Genomic DNA, 22,612 nt, shown 5'->3' on the forward strand with positions numbered 1-22,612 from the left:
ATCACCAGCATCGCCGCCGGCACCCGCCACCACGCCCGCGACAGCACCCGCCCACTGGCACTCCTCGGCGTCACCTGACAACTTTGCCCGGGCCCGGTTGGTGGCCGGGTAGTCGGCGAGCTTGCGCACGCTCCAATGCGTGAAGGGACGACCCAGCGTCCTCGGTCGGGTCGTGGCCGTCGCGACGATGAACTGCCGGTCATCATCGGTGATCAGGCGGGGAGGCCTCCCGCCCCCTGAGGGTCCAGAGCGCGTAGTCCGATCTCGTTGAACCGGTGGATCACATCCCGGACGGTGTCCTTGTGCACAGCGACCAGGCGGGCGATCGCCGGCACCGGGGTACCCGACGCCGACGCCACGACGATCAACGCTCGGCGGACCCGGATCGATTCGTGCTTGCCACGCCGCACGATCTGCTGCAGCCTGCGGCCTCCGACGTCCACCACGACGGCGCCCTCGGCGGCGAAGCCCGCCAAGTTCACCTCTCGCATGTCCGCGCAAGCCTTCCCGCTGGGAAACTGGCCGAACCCGCTATCGCCGGGTGGCAGGAGCGGCGGCGATCGCCAGCAGTTCCGTCGCGAGGGCGGTCGGGCTACGACCCAGCCACAGGGCGTGCAGCGGGCGTGTCAGCGGGAGGCCCTCGACGCGGAGCTCGACCAGTTCTCCCGCTGCCACGGCGGGCGCGGCCGCACGCGAGCTGACCACACCGATGCCACCCCCGGCACGGACCGTGGAGAGGATCGTGGTGGTCGAGCCGAGGCTGATGGCATGCGGCAGCGACGGTGCGAAGCCGAAGGCGCACTCGACCGCGTTCAGGAACGTGTCGCGGGTGCCGGAGCCGGGCTCGCGCAGCAACAGGGGCTGATCGGCGAGGTCGGTCGGCCGCAACGCGCGCCAGGCGTGCGCGGCGAGCGGGTAGTCGGCGGCGACGACCAGGGCGAGCCGGTCGTCGCCCACGAGGCGGGCGCCCAGGTCGGGCGGAATGTCGGGTGACTCGACGAACCCCACGTCCACCGCGCCCGAGCGGACGGCCTCGACGACGCCGTGGCTGTTCGCGACGTCGGCCGAGATGCCCAGTTCGGGATGGATGCGGCGCAGCGTCAGCAGCCAGGTGGGCAGCAGGTACTCGGCGACGGTGAGGCTCGCCGAGATACGCAGTCGCGCCTGCCGGTCGGCGCGCAGCGTCAGAACTCCGTCGGCCAGGTTCTGCGCGGCGTCGATGACGGTACGCGACCAGGCGACGACCGTCTCACCAGCGGGCGTGAGAAGGCTGCCGCGCCGCGTACGCACCAGCAGCGGTACGCCGAGCCGGCGCTCCAGCCTGGCAAGCCGAGCACTGGCGCTTGGCTGGGTGATCCCGTGGGCCCGCGCCGCGCGTCCGACGCTCCCCGTCTCGGCGACGGACAGCAGCAGGTCGAGCGCCGGCAGGTCGCTTATCCAGGGAGGCAGTGGCATCCCGCGCAGTCTGTCACAGGCAGCTCGCCGTACCGCCCTCTCGTCAGCGGGTCAGCAGATGTTGCGACGCCAGGCTGGTCGAGCTGACCGCGACCCAGAGCATCAGGCCAAGCAGCAGCGGCCGGGCACCGGTGCGCCGCAGGGCGACCACGTCGGTGGAGAGACCGACGGCGGCGAGGGCGATCGCGATGAGCAGCAGCGCCACCTGGTGCACGGCGGCCTGGACGGCGGCGGGGATGAGCCCACCCGTGTTCAGCGCGGCCACGACGAGGAACGCGACCAGAAACCAGGGCACGAGAGAGACCGCGAGCCGGACCCTCGACGTCTCCGGCCGGACCTCGCGGCGGTGGTTCAGGATCGCGAGGACCAGGACGATCGGGATGATCATCAGGGTACGGGCGAGCTTGACGACCACCGCGTATTCCGTGGCGTCCTGGTGGTACGCGCTCGCCGCGGCGACCACCGAGCTCGTGTCGTTGACGGCGGTGCCCGCGAAGAGACCGAACGCGTGCGCGCTCATCCCCAGCGCGTGCCCGAGCGGCGGAAAGATCAGCACGGCGGCCACGTTGAAGAGGAAGATCGTCGAGATCGCGTACGCCACGTCGTTGCTCTTCGCCCGGATCACCGGGGTCGTCGCCGCGATGGCGGAGGCGCCGCAGATGCCGGTGCCGACACCGATCAGGGTGCGCAGATCGCGGGGAACGCCGAGCACCCGGCCCGCCAACCAGGCCAACAGCAGGCACGGCCCGAGCGTGCCCAGCATCACCGGCAACGATCCCGCGCTCACCGACAGCACCTCGGCGAGCGACAACTGAGCGCCGAGCAACACGACTGACACCTGAAGCAGCGAGCCCCTGGCCAGGTGCAGCCCCGGCGCCATCGCCTCGGACCGGCGCCGCGCAAGCGGGCTCAGCAGGACCCCGGCCACAACGGCGAAGACGGGCGCGCCGACCACGGGGACCAACGTGCCGGCTACCGTCGCGGCAAGCCCCAGCGACACCGCCGCGCCGAGCCCGGCGGCTCTGGGTGCGCGGCGACGGCCGGGCAGGTCAGCGAGAACGATCACCCTCTCAGGCTTCGCGTACGCTGCGCCTCCCGGTAGTGAGCATTCCCGGACTTCCGTCATAGCCAACGCCTATGGCTTGCCTCGCTTGCCGACGGGTCACGTCCGCGCGAGTGGTGTGAGGAGACGGCCATCGCGGGATCCGGTTTGACGTCGGGTGGCGATCGGGGGCGGCTCTGGGTTGTCGGTGTCCTGTTGGTCGTTGTAAATGGTGATCAGGCGGGCTGCGGCGAGGAGTTCCAGCCCATGTAGCGGCTCTGGCCCCGGCGCGTCGACGAAGCTGACGCTGGCCGGCCGCTACACCGGGAGCAACACGCTGCCTGTGGAGTTCACGCTCGGCGACAGCACCCGCGGCGTGCAGGTCTCCGGCGTCGCCGGGGCGGCGTCGACACAGTGCCGCCGGTCAAGACGCCGGCCGAACCGGCCACCACGACGCGGGACAACGTGAGGAACGATGGACTGCGGAGCAACTCTCGGCCGCACCACCGGCACGATGGGGAGGAAGATGATCAGGGGGACGACGACTGAGAGTCTTCGGAACGGCTGGATCGACATCGCCGTCGGCTGCCGGCCCGTCCAGCGGTAACGGCGTTACGGTCGTCCGGTGGTTCCGTTTTCGAGAGCCGCGCGGGTTGTTCCAGGTGACGAAAGAGGCCGTCTGCGGTTGCCCACCGACCGCGGTCCCGTCCCATCTCGCTGGCGGGGGAACGGAGAAGCCCGTGGCGGGGGCGGGCCGGTTATGCCCACCCCCGCCACGGCGTCACCCCCGCCACGGCGTCACCCCCGCCACGGCGTCACCCCCGCCACGGCGTCACCCCCGCCACGGCGTCACCCCCGCCACGGCGTCACCCCCGCCACGGCGTCACCCCCGCCACGGCGTCACCCCCGCCACGGCGTCACCCCCGCAGCAGCGGCAGCACCCGGCGGCCGAGCAGGTCGACACCGCCCGCCGGGTTCAGACCGTGCGGGGTGCCGAACTCCACCCGGGTGGCCCCGGCATCGAACACCGCCGCGGCCTGCGCCGCGACGTGTTCCGGGGTGCCGGAGAAGGCGAACAGGTCGAGCAGGTCCCCGCCGATCAGCGCGCCGGCGAGGTCGTGTTCATGGCGGGCGACGTGCTGCTGGATCCGCGACAGCAGCTCCGGATCGATGTCGACGTTCGGGTCGAGGGCGGCGACCACGGCGAGGTACATGGCCACCTCCGTACGGGCCACCCGACGGGCCAGCGCGCCGTCCTCGTCCACCACGGTCACGGCGCCGAGCACCACGCCGACCTGGTCACCGGCCCGACCGGCGGGCGCGGCGTCGTCCAGCCAGGCCCGCATCGTCTTGGCCATCGCCGGGTTGGCCGAACCGCCGACCTTGATCTCCGAGGCGAACGCGGCGGCCGTCCGGGCGGTCTGCTGACCCCACGTCCCCACCAGGACGGGCACGTCGGCGCGGACCGGGGTGTAGCGCAGGGCGGTACCGGGCGCCACGGTGAACTCCCGGCCCTGGAAGCCCCCGTCGTCGCGGGACAACAGCAGCCGGACCACGTCGACGGTTTCGGTGATCCGCCGCAGCGGCCGGGCCTGCGGCACCGCGATCTGATCCAGCCAGGTGCCTCGGGCCAGCCCGAGGTAGGCCCGCCCGTTCGACGCCAGGTCCAGCGCCGCGACCTGCCCGGCGATCTCCACCGGGTGCATGGTGAACGGGTTGAGGCAGGCCGACCCGAGCCGGATCCGTCGGGTGTGCCGCGCGGCCACCAGCAGCGGGAAGAACGGCGGCTGGTACATCAGGTCACCGAAGACCGACAGCACGTCGAAGCCGTGCCTTTCGGCGAGCTCGGCCAGCGCGGCGTACTCGTCGGCGCTCTTGTCGGACTGGAGTCCGATGCCGACCAGCCGGCGTCCTTCGTCGGTGCTCACGTGAGTTCTCCAGTCGGGATCTGTCGCCGGGCGGTCCGCTCGATCCGCAGGATGACCCGCTCGTCCGGATCCGGGCAGGCCACGTGGCAGTCCCGGGCCAGCCAGTCCTCCGGCGGCAACGGACGTTGCTTGGCCGGCAGCAGCGGTAGGCACGCCGCGAGGGCGTAGAGGCAGAAGTGCCGGCCGGTGGGGATGGTGAGCCGGCTCGACTCGGTCAGGTCGATGTGGTCGCCCGGCTGGAGGCCGCAGACGGAGCGGCCCTCGATCCGTTCCACCACGACCCGCAGGTCGTACAGGTCGGTGACCGGTTCCTCGGCGCTCATCGAAGGGCCTCAGCGTGATGGTGCACGATCCGCCAGCCCTGTTCGTCGCGGCGCAGCACGTCCGTCACCCGGAAACAGTCGTCCGGCTGCCCGGCCGCGTACCGGGCCCGCAGCACGTAGCGGACCAGGCCCGTGTCCTCCCACGCCTCGGCCCGGAACTGCTCGGGGGCGACCGAGATCGGGGGCGCGGCCGGTCCCCGGGCCGCCGCCCGGCGGGACCGCAGGTCGTCCAGGGCGGCCAGGCCGTCGAGCAGGTCGGGTGCGTCGGACTCCCAGATCGTCAGGTCGGGGTGCAGCCGGACGTCGAACGCCGCCCGGTCGCCCAACGACCGGTACATGTCGGTGATGGCGGCGGTGAGATCGTCAACGGTCATCGGGGCTCGCTTCCGGTCGGGGCGGACAGGGGTGTCGGGGTGGATCAGGAGAGTTCGGCGAGGCGGGCGCGCAGCGGATCGAGTCCCATCGGCCCGAGCCGCAGGGCCCGCTCGTGGAACCGCTTGCGGTCGAACCCGGCGCCCTCGCGGCGCTCGACCTCCCGGCGGGCCTGCTGCCACAGCCGCGCCCCGGCCTTGAAGGCCAACGCCTGCGCCGGCCAGCCGAGGTAGCGGTCGACCTCGAACCGCGCCGTCGCCGCGTCCAGTCCGGCAACCCGGACCAGGAAGTCCACGGCCAGCTCGGGGGTCCACCGGCGCGCGTCGGTGACGCCGTTCCCGGCCGGGATCGGCACGTCCAGGTGCAGGCCGAGGTCGATGACCACCCGGGCCGCGCGCCACATCTGCCCGTCGAGCATGCCGAGCCGCTCGGCGGGGCCGGCGTAGAGGCCGAGTTCGTCGGCGAGGCGTTCGGCGTAGTGCGCCCAGCCCTCGGCGTAGCCGTGCACCTGGCACAGCGACCGCTGCCACGGGTGCAGCTCGGCGGTGGTGAGGGTGATCGCGTGCTGGAGGTGGTGCCCGGGCAGCCCCTCGTGGCAGAGCGTGCCGACGTGCCGCCACACCGGCACCGTCGACTCGCCGGGGGGCGTCGACCACCAGATCCCGCCCGGCCGGGTCAACCCGGCGTCGGGCGGGGTGTAGTACATGACGCCGGAGGCGGCGGGGCTGATCCGGCACACCACGCGGCGGGTGGCGGCCGGGATGTCGAAGTGCGCACCGTCCAGGGCGTCGGTGAGCCGCTCGGTGCGCTCGCGCAGCCACCGCTCCAGGTCGGGCCCGACCGGCACCCGGCCGGCGGGGTCGGCGTCCAGCGCGGTCCGCGCCGACGCCACGTCCGGGTGGCCCAGCTCGGCGGCGACCGCCCGCTGCTCGGCGGCGGTGCGGGCCAGCTCCTCCCAGCCGTACGCGTACAGCTCGTCCAGGTCGACGGTCGCGCCGAGGAAGCTGCGCGCGGTGACGGCGTACAGGTCGCGGCCGACGCCGTCGACCTCGCTCGCCCGGGGCGCCAGCTCGGTACGCAGGAACGCGGCGAAGTCCGCCGTCGCGGCGGCGGCCGAGCGGGCCCCGGCGGCCAGCTCGCCGGTCAGCGGCCCGTCCGGACACCCGGCCACCAGCCGGCCGTAGAAGTCGTCGGAGGTGACCCAGGCGGTGCACTGGTCGGCGACCGCCAGCACCTGCCGGCGGGCGACGAGCTGCCCCCGCTGGGCCGACCAGCGCAGCGTCTCGGCGTACTGGCCGAGGGCCGTGGGCACCCGGCGCAGGTGCGCGGCGAGGACCGCCCAGTCCCGCTCGCTGTCGCGTGGCAGGTTGTCGAAGACCTGCCGGACCAGGTGCACCGGCGTCGCCAGCGGGGCGAGCAGCCGGGTGGTGAAGCCCGCGTCGTAGAGGTCGACCTCGCTGGCCAGCCGGTCGGTCAGCGCGCCGGCGAGGGCCCGCTGGGCCGTGCCGTCGACAGCGGCGCCGGCCGCCGCCGCGGCGGTGCGGCGGGCCAGCTCCGCGCGGGCGGCGAAGCCGTCGGGGGAGAGGTCCGCGAAGTGCGACTCGGGCGTACGCCCCGCCGCCTCGGCGGCCTCCGGATCCAGCCCGGCGAGCACGTCGAGGTACCTGTCGGCGACCTCGACGATCGTGGTCATCGCGCGTCCCGCAGGCGGCCGTGGTCGTCGCGGTACGACACCCCGCCCTTGAGTACGGCGTGCAGGGTGCGCAGCGCGGACACCGAGCGGGTGGGGTCGTCGCGCAGGACCAGCAGGTCGGCGTGCTTGCCGACCTCGACGCTGCCGAGCGTGTCGGCCTGACCCAGCCACTGTGCGGGGCGGATGGTGGCGGACTTCAGCGCGTCGGCGACGGGCATCCCGGCGTCCACCATGAACTCCAGCTCCCGCACGGTGGCGGTCGTCTCGTCGTAGCCGGCGTGCGGCGGCATGTCGCTGCCCAGCGCGATCGGCACGCCGTTGCGGATGGCGTGCTGGAGGCTCTCCCAGTGCCGGGGCCCGGCCGACAGGGCGCGGTCCATCAGCCAGCCCGGCACGCCGGCGTCGCGGAAGAACTGCTCGCAGCGGCTGACCACGATGGTCGGCACGTACCAGACGCCGCGCTCGGCCATCAGCCGGGTCACCTCGTCGGTCAGCTCGTAGCCGTGCTCGACGCAGTCCAGGCCGAGTTCCACGGCACGGCGCACCGACTCGGCCGGGCCGGCGTGCGCGGTGACCTTGCGGCCCCAGTCGTGCGCCACCCGGATGACGGCCGCCAGCTCGTCGTCGAGCAGTTGGGGGGTGTCGATCGACTCGAACTCGCCGGCGATGCCGCCGGAGATGCACACCTTGATCAGGTCGGCGCCGGCGCGGATCTGCTGCCGGGTGAGCCGGCGGAACCCGTCCGCCCCGTCGGCCTCCAGGGCGTCGGCCTCCCAGCCGTGCCCGCCGGTGCAGCAGAGGGCGTGCCCGGCGGTGAAGATCCGTGGGCCGTCCACCGCGCCGCGCTCGATGCCCTTGCGCAGGGCGAAGTCGGCGTAGCGGCTCTCGCCGACGAGCCGGGCGGTGGTGACCCCGGAGTGCAGGGTCCGGCGCGCCGAGTCGGCCATCAGCAGCACCAGCTCGGCCAGGTTCGACCGGTGCACCTCGTCGCCGAAGTGGCCGGGCAGCCCGAGCGAGAGGTGCACGTGCATGTTGGTCAGGCCGGGCATGACGTGGTCGCCGTGCAGGTCGACCACCCGGGCGTCGCCCGCCTCGGTGAGGACGTCGTCGACCGGCCCGACGGCGCGGATCGTGCCGTCGGCGCCGACCCAGATGCCCTGGTCGCGCTGGAGGTCGTCCCGGACGCCGTCGTAGAGCGCGAGGTTGACCAGGACCTGTTCGGTGGGGATGTGCATGCGGAGTCCTCTACGCGGCGGGCACGGTGGTCGGCGCCACCGTGGGGTCGTTGAGCCAGCAGGCGGCGGTGCGGCCGCCGAGGTCGAGCGTGGGCGGCTGCTCGCCGCACGGCGCGAAGGCGTGCGGGCAGCGCGGCCGGAAGCGGCATCCGACCGGCGCGCTCGCCGGGTCGGGCACCTCCCCGGCGAGCGTCCTGGGCAGCTGCGGCTGCGCCGAGATCTGCGGCACCGCGTCGATCAGCGCCCGGCTGTACGGGTGCCGGGGTGCGCGCCACAGCTCGCGGGTGGGCGCGGTCTCGACGATGCGGCCCAGGTACATCACGGCCGTGACGTCGGCGATCTCGTGTACCAGGGAGAGGTCGTGCGAGATGAACAGCATGCCCATGTCCAGGTCCCGGACCAGCCCGACGAGCAGGTTGACCACCTGCGCCTGGGAGGAGGCGTCCAGCGCGGTGACCGGCTCGTCCGCGATGATCATCCGGGGTTCCGGCGCCAGCGCCCGGGCGATGGCGAGCCGCTGCCGCTGGCCGCCGGAGAACTGGTGCGGGTACCGCTCCGCGGCCCCGGCCGGCATGCCGACCCGGTCCAGCAGGTCGGCGACCCTCGCCCGGCGGGCGGCGCCGGTCACCGTGTCCGGCACCCCGTCGAGGAGCTGGGCGCCGATGGTGCGCCGGGGGTTCAGCGACGCGTACGGATTCTGGAAGACCATCTGGAGCCCGACCTCCGGCAGCGGCCGGCGCCGCCAGCCGAGCGGGGTGATCGGGCGGCCGGCGAACCGGATCGTCCCGGCGCTCGGCGCGGCCAGCCCGACCGCCACCCGGGCCAGCGACGACTTGCCGCAGCCGGACTCGCCGACCAGGCCGACGATCTGGCCGGGCGCCACCTCCAGGCTCACCCCGGCCACGGCCCGGACCGGCCCCCGGCCGCGCGGCTTGTACTCGACCTCGACGTCGCTGATCTCGAGCAGGTTGCCCGACCCGACCGGCTCGTTCATGCCGCCACCTCCAGGTGCGGACGGACCACGCAGGCCACCGACCGGTCGGTGCCGGCGGGGGACAGCGGGGGAGGCGCGGTGCCGCAGGACGGCTCGGCGTACCCGCACCGGGGTTGGAACGGACATCCGGGCGGGGCCTGCCCCGGCGCGGGCGGCCCGCCCGGGATGGGACGCAGCGTGCCGACGGACTGGGTGCCGTGCGGGCGGGCGCCGAGCAGCGCGGCCGTGTACGGGTGGCGCGGCGCGGTGAGCAGCGCCCCGGTGGGGCCGGTCTCCACCACGCGCCCGGCGTAGAAGACGTAGCCGCGGGTGGTGAGTGCGCTGAGCACCCCGAGGTCGTGGGTGATGAACGCGACGGCCAGCCCGGTCTCGGCGCGCAACTGCTCCAGCAGCGCCAGGATGCCGGCCTGCACCGTCACGTCGAGCGCGGTGGTCGGCTCGTCGGCGATCAGCAGCCGGGGGCGGGCGGCGAGGGCGATCGCGATGGCGGCCCGCTGCCGCATGCCGCCGGAGAACTGGTGCGGGTACGCCCGTACCGCCCGCTGCGGGTCGGGGATGCGGACCTGCTCGAGCAGCTCCACCGCCCGCCGGTCGGCCGCCCGCCGGTCCAGGCCCAGGTGGACCTGCATGTGTTCGGTGAGCTGCCGGCCGATCGTGAGCATCGGGTGCAGCGCGGCGGTGGGGTCCTGGAAGACCATCGCGATGCCGGCGCCGCGTACCTTCTGCCAGCGCTTCGTGTCCAGGCCGAGCAGCTCGGTGCCGGCGAAGCGGGCCGACCCGGTGACCTTGGCGCCGGCGGGCAGCAGCCCGAGCAGGGTCTGCGCGGTGAGGCTCTTGCCGCACCCGCTCTCCCCGGCGATGCCGACCATCTCGCCCTCGTCGACGGTGAACGACACGTCGTGCAGGATCGGCAGCGGCCCCGTGGGGCCGGGCAGGGTGACGGCCAGGGAGTCGACCTCGAGCAGGGGTGCCATCTCTCAACGTCCCTTCGCGTAGCGGGGGTCGATCCGGTCGCGCAGGGCGTCGCCGAGCACGTTGAAGGCCATCACCACGGTGAGGATGGCCAGACCGGGGAACACGCTGACCCACCACATGGAGAGGTCCTGCGAGCCGAGCGCCACCATCGAGCCCCACTCGGCGGCCGGCGGGCGGGGGCCGAGGCCGAGGAAGGACAGCGCCGACAGCAGCAGCACGGCGTTGCCGAGTTCCAGGGTGGCCAGCACGATGGCCGGGCCCACGCTGTTGGGCAGGACGTCGCGGCGCAGCGCGCGCAGCGGCCCGATGCCGAGCAGCCGGGCGGCGCTGAGGTAGTCCTCGCCGCGCATGGTCAGCACGGCGCTGCGGATGACCCGGGCGTAGACCGGCCAGGACACGATGACCAGCGCGAGGACGGCGTTGCGGGTGCTGGGCCCGAACGCGGCGGTCACCGCCATCGCCAGGATGATCTGCGGGAACGCGAAGACCAGGTCCGTCAGGCGCATCAGCGCCTCGTCGACGAACCGGCCCACGTAGCCTGCGACCAGGCCGAGCAGGCCGCCGATCAGCAGGGCGAGCGAGACGATGGCGAGCGCGAGCGGGATCGACAGGCGGGCGCCGTGGACCACCCGGCTAAACACGTCCCGGCCGAGGGAGTCGGTGCCGAACCAGTGCGTGCCCGACGGCGGGGCATACGCGTCCGGGCTCTGTGCCAACGGGTCGTACGGCGCGACGACCGGGGCGAACAGCGCCACCAGCAGCCACCCGCCGAGGATGACCAGGGCCGCCACGGCGATCGGCTGCCGCCAGATGGGCCGCCCCGTGGAGCGACCGCGCAGCCGGCCCAGGAACCGGCGTCGAGCCAGCGCGTCGGTCGCCTTCGGGTCGGGCGCCACGGGATCGGGTGCGAGTGTGGTCATGACAGCCGGATCCTCGGGTCGATGAGCCCGTACAGCAGGTCGACGGCGAGGTTGACCAGCGTGTAGACCAGCGCCACGAACAGGCTGACGCCGAGGATCGCGGGCAGGTCCAGCGCCGTCGCGCTGCGGTACGCGTACTGGCCGAGGCCCGGCCAGCCGAAGATGTTCTCCACCAGCACCGTGCCGGAGAGCAGCGAGGCGAAGGCCAGACCGGAGACGGTGATCACCGGGACCAGCCCGGCCCTCAACAGGTGCCGGCGGAACACCACCCGGGCGGGCAGGCCCTTGGCGTACGCGGCCCGGATGTAGTCCTGCTGGAGCACCTCCAGCATCGACGAGCGGACGAACCGGACGAGCATCGCCACGGTCAGGCTGGTCAGCACGAGCACCGGCAGGACCAGGTGCTGGGCGGCGTCCCAGGCGACGTCCCACTGGCCGGCGAGGGCGGCGTCGACGGTGTACATCCCGGTCACCGTCGGCGGCGGGCTGAAGTCGGTCGACAGCCGTCCGCCGCTGGGCGCCAGGCCGAGCTGGTAGAAGAACACGTAGAGCACGACGAGCGACAGCCAGAACGGCGGGGTGGACAGGCCGAGCAGCGCGCCGACGCGGATCAGCTGGTCGGTGATCCGGCCGTTGCGGACGGCGGCGAGCATGCCGATCCCGGTGCCGATCAGCAGCGCCAGCACCATGGTGGGGATGGCCAGTTCCATGGTGGCCGGCACGTACTGCAACAGGTCGTCGGTCACGGTGCGGCCGGTCTGCTGGGAGATGCCGAGGTCGCCCGTCAGCAGGTTGCCCAGGTACTGGAGGTACTGCACGTACAGCGGCTGGTCCAGGCCCCACTTCTCGCGGAACGCGGCCACCGTCGCGGGGTCGTTGAGCGCCTGGTCGGAGAGGTTGGCCGTGACCGGGTCGCCGGGCACCACGGTGACCAGGCCGAACGTCACGATCGTGACGCCCAGCAGCAGGCCTGCCGTGATCGCCACCCGCTTGGCCAGGAACACCAGCAGCGACCGGTGCGGCCGAGGCCGGGACGCGGTCGTGGTGACCCCGCCCGGCTCGGCGTCGTCGACTGTCGTCGTCATGAGATGGTTACTCCCGGCCGACGGCGGCCAGGTCGACCTGCCAGCCCGCGGCGGTGTAGTCGGTGCCGGTCAGGTCGCCGCTCGCCACCACGGTGGAGGAGTTGCTGGCCAGGACGATGTACGGCGAGGCGGCGTTCATCGCCCGCTGCCACTCCTGCATGGCGGTGGCCCGGGCGGCCAGGTCGAGGGTCTCGGTGACCTTCTTGCCGGCGGCCACGACGGCCGGGTCGGCCCGCTCCACCGTCCAGCCCGAGCGCAGCGCGGTGGCCTGGCCGGGGGACATGTTGTTGATCAGCGAGTCGGCGACCGGGTAGTTCAGGCTCTGCGGGGTGAACCCGAGCGCCATCTTGCCCGTACGCATCTCGTCGAGGAACGTGGTCAGCGGCTGCGGGGTCAGCTCCAGCTTGATGCCGGCCTCGGCGGCGTCGCCCTGCACCTTCGTCGCCACCGTGCCCAGGTCGACCCCCTTGTAGGTGATGGCCGGGTAGTTGAACTTGACGGTGGGGTTGGTCAGCCCCGCCTCCGCGAGCAACGCCTTGGCCTTCGCCACGTCACGCTTGGACTGCTCGGAGGCCGGCAGCGCGCCCGGGTAGGCGGGGGCCACCAGCCCGGCGCCGGGGGCGGCGCCCTTGCCGTACAGCCCGGCGATGCCCTCGTAGTCGATGGCGGCGCGCAGCGCCTGGTTGAACTTCGCGTTCGAGGTCACCGGAGAGACGGCCGGGTCGGCGTTGAGGAAGAGGAAGTAGACGGTGTCCTGCATGGCGGAGGTCTTCAGGCTGCCCGGCAGCCCTTCCAGCAACTTGCCGGAGATGTCCAGCGCGATCTCGGAGCCGCCGGCCCGCTGCATGGTCAGCTTCTGGGTCTGCACGTCCATGTTGCGCAGCACGACCCGGCCGAACTCTGGCTTGGTGCCCCAGTAGTTGGGGTTGGCCTCCAGCACCACCTGCGCCGACGGGTCGTACGACTTGAGCACGTACGGGCCGCTGCCGATGGAGTTCTTGTCGAGGTACTGCTGCGCGGTGTCGCTCTTCGCGGCGTCGGCGGCGTCCGTCGCGCCGTTCTCCTTGGCGACCTTGGAGTTGACCACGCCGGTCGAGGGCATCGCGAGGACCACGGGGATGTTCGGGTCGGCGGTCGCCGAGGTGACCACCACGGTCCGCTCGTCGGTCTTGGCGACCGTGAGGCCGCTGACCATGACCGCCGGGCTGGCCTTGACGTTCTTCAGCCGGTTGAGGGAGAAGACCACGTCGTCGGCGGTCAGCGGGCTGCCGTCGGAGAACTTCACCCCCTCGCGGAGCTTGAAGGTGAAGGTCTTCGCGTCGGCGGAGGCCTCGTACGACTCGGCCAGCGCCGGGACGGGCTTGCTGACGTCCGAGCCCTTGAAGGTCAGCAGGGTGTCGTAGAGGGAGTGCACGGCGGTGAGGCCGGTCGCCTCGTAGATCCGGCCGGGGTCGAGCGTCTTGAGGACGAACGAGGTGTTGATGGTGAGGGTCTTGGCCGTACCACCGTTACCGTTTCCTCCGCTGCCGCCCGCGCTGCACGCGGTGCTGGAGGCTGTGACCAGCGCCGCCAGAGCGATTGCTCCGACGCGGAGCCGGCGAGGGGACACCGACATGCTGTTCCTACCTTCGTGTGGGCCGGCCCGCACGGGACGGGCTCTGGGGGTTGTCGCGCCGACGTCGCCGGTGACGCCGAGGCCGGGGGCCGGTGCCAACCGATGGCGGCTCGCGGGGCTTCGCCCGTAGACCGTCATGAGGTTGGATGTATCCGGACGGGACTCCTGTCCGGTTCGTGCCCCGACGTCGCTTGTCTAGTTACGCCAAACACGTTCGCCTTGTGTTTGACCATGCTAGACAGGGGCGTATAGTTGCGTCAAACATTTCTAGCCACACTGTTTTGGAACGAGGAAAGACGCATGCTCGGTGACCAGCTCCGCGACCTGCGCCAGCAGCACTCCCTCACGCTGCGCCAGCTCGCGGCCGCGGCCGACGTCTCGCCCGCCCTGCTCAGCCAGATCGAGAACGGCGCCACAGACCCCAGCCTGGCCACCCTGCGTAAGCTCGCCAAGGTCTTCGACACCTCCATCGCGGCGCTGTTCTCCGAGCCGGACGCCCCGCTGGTACACATCAGCCGGCCCGGCTCGCGGTCCCGGCTCGCCGCGCCCCCCGGGCAGATCGCCTATGACCGGCTCACCCCGGGGCGGGGCGACCTGGAGGTGCTCGAAGCCGAGCTGGCGCCGGGCGACGCCAGCTCCACCGAGCCGTGGGCACACCCCTCGACCGAGTGCGCCATCGCCGTCACCGGCGAGGTGGTGGCCGAGATCGGCGGCGAGAAGTACGTGCTGAAGACCGGCGAGGCGATCACCTTCGACTCCCGGCTGCCCCACCTCTACCGCAACGCCAGCGACCAGCGGGCCCGGCTCATCATCGCGGTCACCCCGCCGACCCCCTGACCCACCCGGCACGTCACCCGGCCCGCGTCGCGCACGTGGGCGGTACGACGCCGCCCGTCGAAAGGACCCCGCAGTGGACCGCGACAGCGTCGACTGGTTCGGCTACCTGCCGGCCGTCACCACCCCGTTCACCGCCACCGGCGAGCTGGACCTCGTCGCCTGGCCCGTCCAACTGGACTGGCTCGCCGCCGAGCGGCTGCACGGGATCATCGTCGGGGGCACCACGGGCGAGTGGTTCAGTCTCAGCGAACAGGAGCGGGCCGCGCTGTTCCGGGCGGCCGCCGACCGGGTCGGCGACCGGCTCACGGTGCTCGGCGGCTGCAACGCGTACACCCCGGCGGAGGCCATCCGGCACGCCGAGGCCGCTCGCGACGCCGGCCTGCACGGCATCCTGCTCACCCCGCCGCCGTACGTGGTGCCCACCCGGTCGGAGATCGTGGCCTTCTACCGGACCGTCTCCGAGGCGGTCGACATCCCGCTCTGCGTCTACAACTGGCCCCGCGGCACCGGCGTCGACCTGGACGCCGACCTGCTGCTGGAGCTGAGCGCGCTGGACACCGTGGTGGCGGTGAAGAACTCCACCCCGGACTTCGGCGGATTCGTCCGTGGCCTCGTCGCCCTGCGCCACCGCGTGCGCTACTTCGGCATCCCCACCAACGAGGTGGGCATCGAGCTGATGACCACCATCGGCGGCGACGGGCTGATGGGCGCAGGCGCCGTGCTCGGCGCCGACCACCCCGACTTCTTCCGCGCCCTGCGCGCCGGCGACCTCGACCGGGCCCGGGTCCTCGGCGCGCGCGACCGGGTGATCATGGAGGACTGGTTCGGGCCGGACTACGGCGCCAGGTTCGGCAACGCGCAGGCGATCATGAAGTACGCGCTCACCCTGCGCGGCGTGCCGGCCGGGCACGTCCGCGCGCCGCTGCTCCCGCTGACCCCCGCCGAACAGGACCGTGTCCGGGCCACCATGACCCAGCTCGACCTGCTCCCGTGACCGCGTACGACACCGCCGTCATCGGCGGCGGCCTGCTCGGCTGCGCGACCGCCTGGCACCTGGCCCGCGCCGGCAGCCGGGTCCTGCTCGTCGAGAAGGACCAGGTCAACCGGCACGCCTCCGGGCAGAACGCGGGCAGCCTGCACTTCCAGCTGGAGTTCCGGATGGTCGAGCACGGCGACGACGCGGCCCGCGCGGCGGCCCGCGCGCTCCCGCTGCACCTCGACGCCATGCGGGCCTGGGCCGGCATCGAGGACGAGCTCGGCGAGCGGTGCGGGGTCTCCCGCACCGGCGGACTGATGCTCGCCGAGACCCCGGCGGAGATCGCCGTGCTCGACCGGAAGGCCGCCCTGGAACGCGAGTACGGCCTCGACGTCGCCGTGCTCTCCGGCCCGGAGCTGCGCCGGTTCGCGCCGTACCTGGCGGACACCGTGCTCGCCGCCGGCCACGTGCCCGGCGAGGGCAAGGCCAACCCCCGGCTGGTCACCCCGGCGCTGGCCCGGGCCGCCGGACGGCACGGCGCCGTGCTGCGCACCGGCTGCCGGGTCACCGGGCTGCACCGGCGCGGCCGGCACTGGGAGCTGCGCACCGGGACCGGCCCGGGGGACACCGCCGGGGAGACCCACCTCGCCGACACGGTGGTGCTCGCGGGCGGGGTGTGGACCGCGGAGCTGGCCGCGATGGCCGACGTGCGGCTGCCGGTCTTCCCGGTCGGGCTGACGATGAGCGCCACCGCCCGCAGCCGGCCGTTCCTGCCGCACCTGATCCAGCACGTCGGCCGGCGGCTGTCGATGAAGCAGACCGAGGACGGCAACGTGCTGATCGGTGGCGGCTGGCCGGCCAAGCTGGTCAGCCGGGCTGGACAGGTCGACCTGGAGACCAACCCGGAGTTGCGGTACGAGTCGCTGGTCGGCAACGCCGACGCCGCCCGGGTGGTTCCGGCGGTGTTCGACCTGCCGGTGATCCGGACGTGGACGGGCATGACCACGCTCACCCCGGACCACCTGCCGTTGCTCGGCGCGATCCCGCGCCGGCCCGGACTGTTCGTCGCCACCGGCGGCTCGGCCTTCACCCTCGGCCTCACCTACGCCCGGCTCCTCGCCGGCATGGTCGTGACCGGCGAGACCGACCGGTCGATCGAGGACTACTCACCCTTCCGCTTCGGAGCGCTGAACTTTGTCTGAACACCGCCCGTCGAGCCCTCCGGACACGCCGAGGCGCACCCCGATGGGCCGACCCGAGCCGGTCACCATCGAGGTGGACGGCCGGACCGTTCCCGCCCACCCGGGCGAGTCGCTGGCCACCGCGTTGCTCGCCGCCGGTGAGCGGTCCGTCGGCACCACGCGCGGCGGTGCCCGCCGGGCGCCCTACTGCAACATGGGGATCTGCTTCGAGTGCGTCGTGACGGTGGACGGCGTGCCCTGCCAGCGTTCCTGCCTGATCCGGGTGCGGGCCGGCATGCGGGTCCGCACGGCGGTGCCCCGGTGAGCGCGCCCGACGTGGTGGTGGTCGGCGCCGGCCCGGCCGGGCTGGCCGCCGCCGCCACCCTCGGCCGGCACGGCGCCGCCGTCACCGTCGTCGACGAGCAGGAGCAGCCGGGCGGGCAGATCTACCGCCAACCGCCGGCCGGGTTCACCCCGCCGGCCGGATCGTCCTCCGCCGGTCGGGCGCTCCTGGCCGAGGCCACCGCCGCTCCCGGGGTCCGGTGGCTCGCCGACACCACGGTGTGGGGCGTCCTCGGCACCCGGGCCGGCCTCGACGGGTACGCCGGCGACCAGCCCCCGCCGGGCCGCTACCGGGTCGCCACGCACGGCCCGACCGGGGTGCGCCTGCTCGAACCCCGGGCGGTGCTGCTCACGGCCGGCGCGTACGACCTGCCGGTGCCGTTTCCGGGCTGGACCCTGCCGGGAGTGCTCACGGCGGGCGGTGTGCAGACGTTCGTCAAGGCACAGGGCCTGCTGCCGGGCGGCCGGTTCGTGCTGGCCGGGGGCCACCCGCTGCTGCTGGTCGTGGCCGCCCAACTGGTGCGGGCCGGCGCCCGGGTGGCCGAGGTCGCGCTGGTCCAGCGCCGCCGCGACCTCCTGCCCGGACCGGCCGGGCTGGCCGCCGTGGCGGGCGCGGGAGGCAAGATCGCCGAGGGCGTCGACGCGCTGCGCGTCCTACACCGGGCGGGCGTGCCCGTCCGGTTCGGCACGGTGGTCCGCCGCGCCGCCGGCGACCCGGACCTGACCACGGTGACCCTCGCCGAGGTCGGCCCCACCGGGCTGCCGGTGCCCGGGACCGACCGGGACGTTCCCTGCGACGTGCTGGCGTTGGGGTACGGCTTCGTCCCCTCCGTCGAGCTGGCCCGGCAGGCCGGGTGCGCGGTGACCTGGGATTCCCCCGCAGGCGGCTGGGTGGTCCGGCACGACGAGTGGCTGCGTACCTCGGTGCCGCGGATCGCGGTGGCCGGCGAGTTGACCGGCGTCGCGGGCGCCGAGCAGGCGGCGGTCGAGGGCCGGCTGGCCGCCCTCGGCGTGCTGCGCGACCTGGGGCTGCTCGACGAGCACCGAGCCGTCACGCTGGCCCGCCCGGTCCGCCGGGAACTGCGCCGCCGGCGACGCTTCGTCACACAGGTGCTCGACCGGTTCGCGCCGGACCGGGCGGCCCTGGGCAGCCTGGTCACCGACGACACCGTGATCTGCCGGTGCGAGGAGGTGCGGGCCGGCGACGTGCGCCGCGCGCTGCGGGTCAATCCGCACCTCGGCACCGCGAACGCCGTGAAGCTGGTGACCCGCGCCGGGATGGGCCTGTGCCAGGGGCGGTCCTGCCAGCCGGGCCTCTGCCAGCTCATCTCCACGCTGACCGGCCGAGGGCCGGAACAGGTCGGCGCGTTCACCGCTCAGGCGCCGGTCAAGCCCGTCCCCCTGCGCGCCCTCGCGGTCGGCGACAGACCGCCCGCCGCGGACTGACCGAGGATCAACCCAAGTCGAAGAAGGGACGGAAATCCGGCTCTGGCGAACCTCCTGGCCGCAGTTCGTGCCGTTCATCGACCACGACCACGAGGTCCGCACGGTCCTCCACACCACCAACATCATCGAGTCCCTCGACGCCCGGTTCCGCCAAGCCGCCCGCCGACGCGGGCACTTCCCGACCGAGCAGGCCGCGATGAAGGTCCTCTACCTCGTCGTCCAGCCAAGACGTAAGGACGGCGGGAGCATCACCGGCCGGGTCTACGGTTGGGTCAAGGCCCGCAACGCCCTGATCCTCGCCTACGGCTACCGGATCACCATCTGACGACATCGATCACACCGCAGGCCCGAATGCGGAAATCGACACACTCCCCGCCTCGACGGCATCGTCTAGTTTGGCCAGTGTTCCTTTGCGATGTCGTGTCGGGCGGCCGAGCCGAGGGGGCAGGAGATGTGGCGGTCCAGAGCCGTGTGGTGGATGTGGTCACGGCTGGCGGTGCTCACCGTTGCCGCCGGTGCCTTCTGGCTGGCGTACGTCCTGGCGAAGGCATGGCTTGATGATGCCCTGACATGGATAGACGGTCACCTTCAGTTCGCGATGGGCCGTGACGTCACAGAGGCGATCCGGCAGGCGGGCGCGGTCAGCGTCGCAGCAAGTATCGGCGGATGGCTACTCCTTCAGGGCTTGCGGCAGATCAAGGCCGCGGAGGCACGATATGCGTCGGCGCGCACCGGCAACACGTCCTCCGGCGTGAACAGCGTGCAGAGGCGGACCATCCCCAGGCAGCTACCACCCGCACCGCGGCAGTTCGCCGGGCGGTCGGCCGAACTGGCGATGCTGACCGATGCCCTGGACCATGCGACGCGAGCTGGCACGACCGTGGTGATCTCGGCGATCGGCGGAGCAGGCGGAATAGGCAAGACCTCGCTGTCGGTGAGCTGGGCCAGACAGCACCTCGATCGTTTTCCGGACGGCCAGCTCATGGTCGACCTGCGGGGATTCGCACCGACCGGCGAGCCGATGTCTGTCGCCGAAGCCGTCCGCGGCTTCCTGTACGCGCTCGGCGAGGATCCGACCAAACTTCCCGCTGACCTCGACACCCAGATCGGTCTGTACCGGAGCCTGGTGGAGGACCGACGCATCCTGATCGTGCTCGACAACGCCCGCGACACCGCGCAGGTCGCACCGTTGCTGCCCGGCGGGCCCGGTTGCACCGTACTGATCACGAGCCGACGCCGGCTGGCAGGCCTGGTGACCCAGCATGGCGCCCAGCTTGTAAACCTTGCACCCCTCTCCGAGCCGGAGGCACGCCAGTTGCTCGCCGGCCACCTCGGAGACAGGAGGCTCACGGCTGAGCCGGAAGCCACCGCGGCGTTGCTCGCCATGTGCGGAGGGTTGCCCCTCGCGCTGAGCATCGTCGCCGCCCGGGTGATCGCCCAACCGGCCCTCCCACTGTCTGGATTGGCCGACGAACTGGCCGATCAGAGGACCCGGCTCGGGGGGTTCGACGCCGGCGAGATCCCGCTGAACCTCGAGTGCGTCTTCTCCTGGTCGCATCAGGCATTGACGGGATCCGCCGCCCGGATGTTCGGGTTGCTCGGGCTGTCTCCCGGGCCAGACATCAGTCTGCCGGCCGCGGCCGAGTTGGCCGGGTTGCCGACGACGCAGGCGAGGCTCCTGCTGCACGAGCTGGAAACCGCCCATCTCGTCGTGCAGCAGGTCGCCGGTCGCCATCGCATGCACGACCTGCTCCGGCTCTATGCGACCAAGCAGGCTCACGAACACCTCTCCGACAGCGACCGCGAGGAGGCAGCCCGCCGGGTCATCGACTTCTACCGGCACACGGCTCACCGCGCCGAGCGTCTGCTCGACCCGCACCGGCACCCGGTCGAGATCGACGCGCCTGCATCCGGCTGCCACCCGCTGCCTCTGGCCGACCCGGCTGAAGCGGTGGCGTGGCTCGAGGCTGAGCACGCGAACCTGATGGCCGCGCAGCAGCTCGCGGCCGAGCTCGGCATGCATGACCACGTGTGGCAGTTGGCGTGGTGTCTGGATACCTTCCACTACCGGCGCGGCCACCTGCGCGAGTGGCGTACGGTCTGGCGGACCGGCCTGGAGTCGGCCCTGCGGGTCGGAGACCCCGCCGTCATCTCCCTGGCGCACCGGCTGCTTGGCGACGCCAACCTCAACCTCGACGACCACGAGGAGGCACTGGCACAGCTCACGCGCTCCTTGCAGGTGGCGGAGAAAGCCGGCGACCTGTCCGCTCAAGCGCATGCGCACCGGATCCTCACGTGGGCTAACGGGCGGGCCGGCAGGGACCGGGCCGCGCACGGGCACGCCACCGAGGCACTCCGGCTCTACAAGGAGCTGGGCCTGCGGGTGCGGGAGGCGGCGATGCTCAACGCCGTCGGCTGGTTCGAGGCGCGGGCCGGCGACTACGACCAGGCCCGGGCCCGCTGTGAGGCGGCGCTGGCGTTGTGTCGACAGCACGACTATCGCGTGGGTGAGGCGAACACGTTGGCCAGCTTGGGATACATCGCTCAGCACACCGGGCGGCTGGATGACGCGCTGACCCACTATCACCGCGCCCTCGCCCTCTTCCGAGGGTTGAACAGCGTCTACTACCAGGCGAACACCCTCGACCGGCTCGGTCAGGTCCATGTCGCGGCCGGCCGGGCCGGGCAGGCCCGAGAGGTCTGGTCTCAGGCGATCCAGTTGTACCGCGGGAAAGGGCGCCCGGTCGACGCGGACCGGGTCCAGCAGGAACTGGACGCCCTGGGCTGAGCGGGGTCAGACGCGGATCACCCGGTCGCTGGCCGAGCCACGGAGATGCCGTGACCGCTTGAGGTCCGAGGTGATGTTGACACGCTTCACCCATCTCTCGGTCCCGACATAGGTGGCCTGGAACGAGGCCCGCCCGTGGACGGCCCGCCTGTTGTCGAGGAACAGGAAGTCTCCCGAGCGTAGGGAGAGATGGATCAGGTTGACCTCGATCGCGCGGCGCAGGCAGGCAACCGCGTCTTCGACTCCCGCCACGTCGGCCGGCAGGTCGATGTAGTCCTGGTCGAACCGCAGGTACGGGTCAGCGGAGTCGCCGTACAGGATGCTTCCCCTGTCGGGCCCGGGGAAGGGCTCGGCGTCGGAGACGAAGTAGGAAGGGTCGGGCTTGAATGTGAACACCGGCTCAGCGAGCATCCGCCGGTCGGCGTCGCTCAGCAGGCTGATGTCGAGGAACCCGATCGTCGTCGGCACCTGCGCGGGATTGCGGACGCACAGAAGGCCGACATAGTCGGCCCGGCACGGGTGGAACGAGTCCTCGGTGTGCCAGTTGATGTGCTGTCGGCTGCCCGTGCCAAGACCCGTGTCCTCGTGCTCAGGTCGCGGCGCCAGGTCGTGTATCAGGAGACCGTCGTGCTGCAAGCGCCAGCCGAAGACATCGCCGAGGCATGAGCTCAACAGAACGGCGACAAGCTCTGCGCGGATCTCGCTGGCTGCCTTCGACCGCCGACGGCCGGCGACCACGGGCGTGGGTCCCATGCGTTCGCTGTCGACCGGCAAGCCTGCGACGCGGCAAGCTGGGGAACCCTCGGTGGCCCGGAAGTCCTCGAGGAACGCACGGAGGTTACGTGGCAGCTCGCCGGCCCAAACCGCCGCCCGGGTCAGGAACCGTTCATCGTCCACGCTTCCCACGTCGAGCGATTCGGCCAGGCTCTGAATGTGCTCGGCCTCGGTCGACGACAGCGTGTACTCGGCTACCACCGGAGGGCGCATGATGTCTCCGTCTCAGCCGTCGTCCGCATTGTCGTGTGGCTCCTCCCGCGGCCACCAGACGGAGAAGAAGGCGAAATCCCGGTCAGGGTCGGCGTTGCTGAAGGTGTGCTCGACATTGCGCGGTATGAAAACCACATCGCCCTGGCTTACGTGCCACGCCTCCCCGCCGACGATGATCTGTCCGTCGCCGCGGTAGATGAATGCGATCTCGTGTTGGTTGTGCTGGTCGGGCTCGCACTCCTCGCCGGGTGAGATGCAGCAGGTCATCGCCCCGAAAGGGGGAACCGCGGCCTCCGGCCAGGGGAAGACGTAGCCCTCGGCGAAGGGCCCTGTCGGGCTCTCGTTCACGAGTCTCTTTCGTGCGACCGGAGTCATGTACGGATTCTGGCTATCCGATCGGTACGCGTCAATATTGCTG

Annotated in this window: 20 protein-coding genes and 2 pseudogenes; 7 read left to right on the forward strand and 15 right to left on the reverse strand. The window is 72.4% G+C overall.

From position 1 onward, the window contains the following. Nucleotides 1-72: 72 nt before the first annotated feature. From GA0070606_RS27125 to GA0070606_RS27185, 13 genes and pseudogenes are all read right to left on the reverse strand, one after another. Nucleotides 73-491, reverse strand: a pseudogene (locus GA0070606_RS27125) (helix-turn-helix domain-containing protein); the annotation flags it as partial. 40 nt (nt 492-531) lie between these two features. Beyond that, nucleotides 532-1,455: a LysR family transcriptional regulator gene (locus GA0070606_RS27130; protein WP_091105863.1), complete on the reverse strand. Its 924-nt coding sequence runs from the start codon at nt 1,453-1,455 to the stop codon at nt 532-534. Between the two features lie 43 nt (nt 1,456-1,498). After that, on the reverse strand, nt 1,499-2,521 hold the full coding sequence (locus tag GA0070606_RS27135; RefSeq protein ID WP_245724824.1) for a YeiH family protein: 1,023 nt from the start codon (nt 2,519-2,521) through the stop codon (nt 1,499-1,501). Nucleotides 2,522-3,414: 893 nt separating this feature from the next. Next, on the reverse strand, nt 3,415-4,425 hold the full coding sequence (locus GA0070606_RS27140) for an LLM class flavin-dependent oxidoreductase (protein ID WP_176737435.1): 1,011 nt from the start codon (nt 4,423-4,425) through the stop codon (nt 3,415-3,417). Next, nucleotides 4,422-4,748 carry a TIGR04076 family protein gene (locus GA0070606_RS27145; protein WP_091105867.1) on the reverse strand — a complete coding sequence of 109 codons (327 nt, stop codon included), beginning with the start codon at nt 4,746-4,748 and terminating at the stop codon, nt 4,422-4,424. The genes GA0070606_RS27140 and GA0070606_RS27145 overlap by 4 nt, the downstream gene beginning before the upstream one ends. Then, nucleotides 4,745-5,122: a nuclear transport factor 2 family protein gene (locus tag GA0070606_RS27150; RefSeq protein WP_091105870.1), complete on the reverse strand. Its 378-nt coding sequence runs from the start codon at nt 5,120-5,122 to the stop codon at nt 4,745-4,747. The genes GA0070606_RS27145 and GA0070606_RS27150 overlap by 4 nt, the downstream gene beginning before the upstream one ends. Nucleotides 5,123-5,166: 44 nt before the next feature. Continuing rightward, nucleotides 5,167-6,813, reverse strand: coding sequence for a DUF885 domain-containing protein (locus GA0070606_RS27155; RefSeq protein ID WP_091105872.1), 1,647 nt, complete (start codon nt 6,811-6,813; stop codon nt 5,167-5,169). After that, nucleotides 6,810-8,048, reverse strand: a complete 1,239-nt coding sequence (locus GA0070606_RS27160; RefSeq protein WP_091105874.1) for an amidohydrolase family protein — start codon at nt 8,046-8,048, stop codon at nt 6,810-6,812. The genes GA0070606_RS27155 and GA0070606_RS27160 overlap by 4 nt, the downstream gene beginning before the upstream one ends. A gap of 10 nt (nt 8,049-8,058) precedes the next feature. Beyond that, nucleotides 8,059-9,042: an ABC transporter ATP-binding protein gene (locus GA0070606_RS27165; protein ID WP_091105878.1), complete on the reverse strand. Its 984-nt coding sequence runs from the start codon at nt 9,040-9,042 to the stop codon at nt 8,059-8,061. After that, a complete protein-coding gene (locus GA0070606_RS27170; protein WP_091105881.1) occupies nt 9,039-10,016 on the reverse strand; it encodes an ABC transporter ATP-binding protein in 978 nt (325 codons plus the stop codon). Before GA0070606_RS27170 ends, GA0070606_RS27165 begins: the two co-directional genes overlap by 4 nt. Nucleotides 10,017-10,019: 3 nt before the next feature. Further along, complete coding sequence (locus GA0070606_RS27175; RefSeq protein WP_091105884.1) at nt 10,020-10,937, reverse strand: ABC transporter permease; 918 nt, start codon at nt 10,935-10,937, stop codon at nt 10,020-10,022. After that, nucleotides 10,934-12,022 (reverse strand): ABC transporter permease, encoded by a 1,089-nt coding sequence (locus tag GA0070606_RS27180; RefSeq protein ID WP_218106063.1) that lies wholly within the window; start codon nt 12,020-12,022, stop codon nt 10,934-10,936. Before GA0070606_RS27180 ends, GA0070606_RS27175 begins: the two co-directional genes overlap by 4 nt. Before the next feature lie 7 nt (nt 12,023-12,029). After that, nucleotides 12,030-13,637 (reverse strand): ABC transporter substrate-binding protein, encoded by a 1,608-nt coding sequence (locus GA0070606_RS27185; protein ID WP_091105886.1) that lies wholly within the window; start codon nt 13,635-13,637, stop codon nt 12,030-12,032. 300 nt (nt 13,638-13,937) lie between these two features. On the opposite strand from GA0070606_RS27185, the gene GA0070606_RS27190 reads away from it, so the two are divergent. From GA0070606_RS27190 to GA0070606_RS27220, 7 genes and pseudogenes are all read left to right on the forward strand, one after another. Continuing rightward, nucleotides 13,938-14,474, forward strand: coding sequence for a helix-turn-helix domain-containing protein (locus GA0070606_RS27190; protein ID WP_089000224.1), 537 nt, complete (start codon nt 13,938-13,940; stop codon nt 14,472-14,474). A 73-nt stretch (nt 14,475-14,547) separates the two neighbouring features. Then, on the forward strand, nt 14,548-15,468 hold the full coding sequence (locus GA0070606_RS27195; RefSeq protein WP_091105888.1) for a dihydrodipicolinate synthase family protein: 921 nt from the start codon (nt 14,548-14,550) through the stop codon (nt 15,466-15,468). Then, nucleotides 15,465-16,652 (forward strand): NAD(P)/FAD-dependent oxidoreductase, encoded by a 1,188-nt coding sequence (locus GA0070606_RS27200; RefSeq protein ID WP_091105891.1) that lies wholly within the window; start codon nt 15,465-15,467, stop codon nt 16,650-16,652. Before GA0070606_RS27195 ends, GA0070606_RS27200 begins: the two co-directional genes overlap by 4 nt. 43 nt (nt 16,653-16,695) lie before the next feature. Beyond that, entirely contained in the window at nt 16,696-16,956 is a 261-nt protein-coding gene (locus tag GA0070606_RS27205; RefSeq protein ID WP_091105895.1) for a (2Fe-2S)-binding protein, read from the forward strand. Beyond that, on the forward strand, nt 16,953-18,419 hold the full coding sequence (locus tag GA0070606_RS27210) for an FAD/NAD(P)-dependent oxidoreductase (RefSeq protein WP_091105899.1): 1,467 nt from the start codon (nt 16,953-16,955) through the stop codon (nt 18,417-18,419). Before GA0070606_RS27205 ends, GA0070606_RS27210 begins: the two co-directional genes overlap by 4 nt. A 34-nt stretch (nt 18,420-18,453) precedes the next feature. After that, nucleotides 18,454-18,744 (forward strand): annotated as a pseudogene (locus GA0070606_RS27215) (transposase); the annotation flags it as partial. 153 nt (nt 18,745-18,897) lie between these two features. Then, nucleotides 18,898-21,207 carry an ATP-binding protein gene (locus tag GA0070606_RS27220; protein ID WP_176737436.1) on the forward strand — a complete coding sequence of 770 codons (2,310 nt, stop codon included), beginning with the start codon at nt 18,898-18,900 and terminating at the stop codon, nt 21,205-21,207. A gap of 6 nt (nt 21,208-21,213) precedes the next feature. On the opposite strand, the gene GA0070606_RS27225 is transcribed toward GA0070606_RS27220, so the two are convergent. Further along, on the reverse strand, nt 21,214-22,182 hold the full coding sequence (locus GA0070606_RS27225; protein WP_218106064.1) for a TauD/TfdA family dioxygenase: 969 nt from the start codon (nt 22,180-22,182) through the stop codon (nt 21,214-21,216). A 24-nt stretch (nt 22,183-22,206) separates the two neighbouring features. Next, nucleotides 22,207-22,569, reverse strand: a complete 363-nt coding sequence (locus GA0070606_RS27230) for a cupin domain-containing protein (protein WP_091105908.1) — start codon at nt 22,567-22,569, stop codon at nt 22,207-22,209. Between the last annotated feature and the right edge of the window lie 43 nt (nt 22,570-22,612).

It is taken from the genome of Micromonospora citrea (genome assembly GCF_900090315.1).
GTDB classification, from domain to species: domain Bacteria; phylum Actinomycetota; class Actinomycetes; order Mycobacteriales; family Micromonosporaceae; genus Micromonospora; species Micromonospora citrea.

What these genes read in the sequence shown, in the direction of transcription:
- GA0070606_RS27130 (WP_091105863.1), bottom strand. Translation starts at nt 1,455, where the DNA reads ATGCCACTGCCTCCCTGGATAAGCGACCTGCCGGCGCTCGACCTGCTG.
- GA0070606_RS27145 (WP_091105867.1), bottom strand. Translation starts at nt 4,748, where the DNA reads ATGAGCGCCGAGGAACCGGTCACCGACCTGTACGACCTGCGGGTCGTG.
- GA0070606_RS27150 (WP_091105870.1), bottom strand. Translation starts at nt 5,122, where the DNA reads ATGACCGTTGACGATCTCACCGCCGCCATCACCGACATGTACCGGTCG.
- GA0070606_RS27155 (WP_091105872.1), bottom strand. Translation starts at nt 6,813, where the DNA reads ATGACCACGATCGTCGAGGTCGCCGACAGGTACCTCGACGTGCTCGCC.
- GA0070606_RS27160 (WP_091105874.1), bottom strand. Translation starts at nt 8,048, where the DNA reads ATGCACATCCCCACCGAACAGGTCCTGGTCAACCTCGCGCTCTACGAC.
- GA0070606_RS27165 (WP_091105878.1), bottom strand. Translation starts at nt 9,042, where the DNA reads ATGAACGAGCCGGTCGGGTCGGGCAACCTGCTCGAGATCAGCGACGTC.
- GA0070606_RS27170 (WP_091105881.1), bottom strand. Translation starts at nt 10,016, where the DNA reads ATGGCACCCCTGCTCGAGGTCGACTCCCTGGCCGTCACCCTGCCCGGC.
- GA0070606_RS27175 (WP_091105884.1), bottom strand. Translation starts at nt 10,937, where the DNA reads ATGACCACACTCGCACCCGATCCCGTGGCGCCCGACCCGAAGGCGACC.
- GA0070606_RS27180 (WP_218106063.1), bottom strand. Translation starts at nt 12,022, where the DNA reads ATGACGACGACAGTCGACGACGCCGAGCCGGGCGGGGTCACCACGACC.
- GA0070606_RS27185 (WP_091105886.1), bottom strand. Translation starts at nt 13,637, where the DNA reads ATGTCGGTGTCCCCTCGCCGGCTCCGCGTCGGAGCAATCGCTCTGGCG.
- GA0070606_RS27190 (WP_089000224.1), top strand. Translation starts at nt 13,938, where the DNA reads ATGCTCGGTGACCAGCTCCGCGACCTGCGCCAGCAGCACTCCCTCACG.
- GA0070606_RS27205 (WP_091105895.1), top strand. Translation starts at nt 16,696, where the DNA reads ATGGGCCGACCCGAGCCGGTCACCATCGAGGTGGACGGCCGGACCGTT.
- GA0070606_RS27220 (WP_176737436.1), top strand. Translation starts at nt 18,898, where the DNA reads ATGTGGTCACGGCTGGCGGTGCTCACCGTTGCCGCCGGTGCCTTCTGG.
- GA0070606_RS27230 (WP_091105908.1), bottom strand. Translation starts at nt 22,569, where the DNA reads ATGACTCCGGTCGCACGAAAGAGACTCGTGAACGAGAGCCCGACAGGG.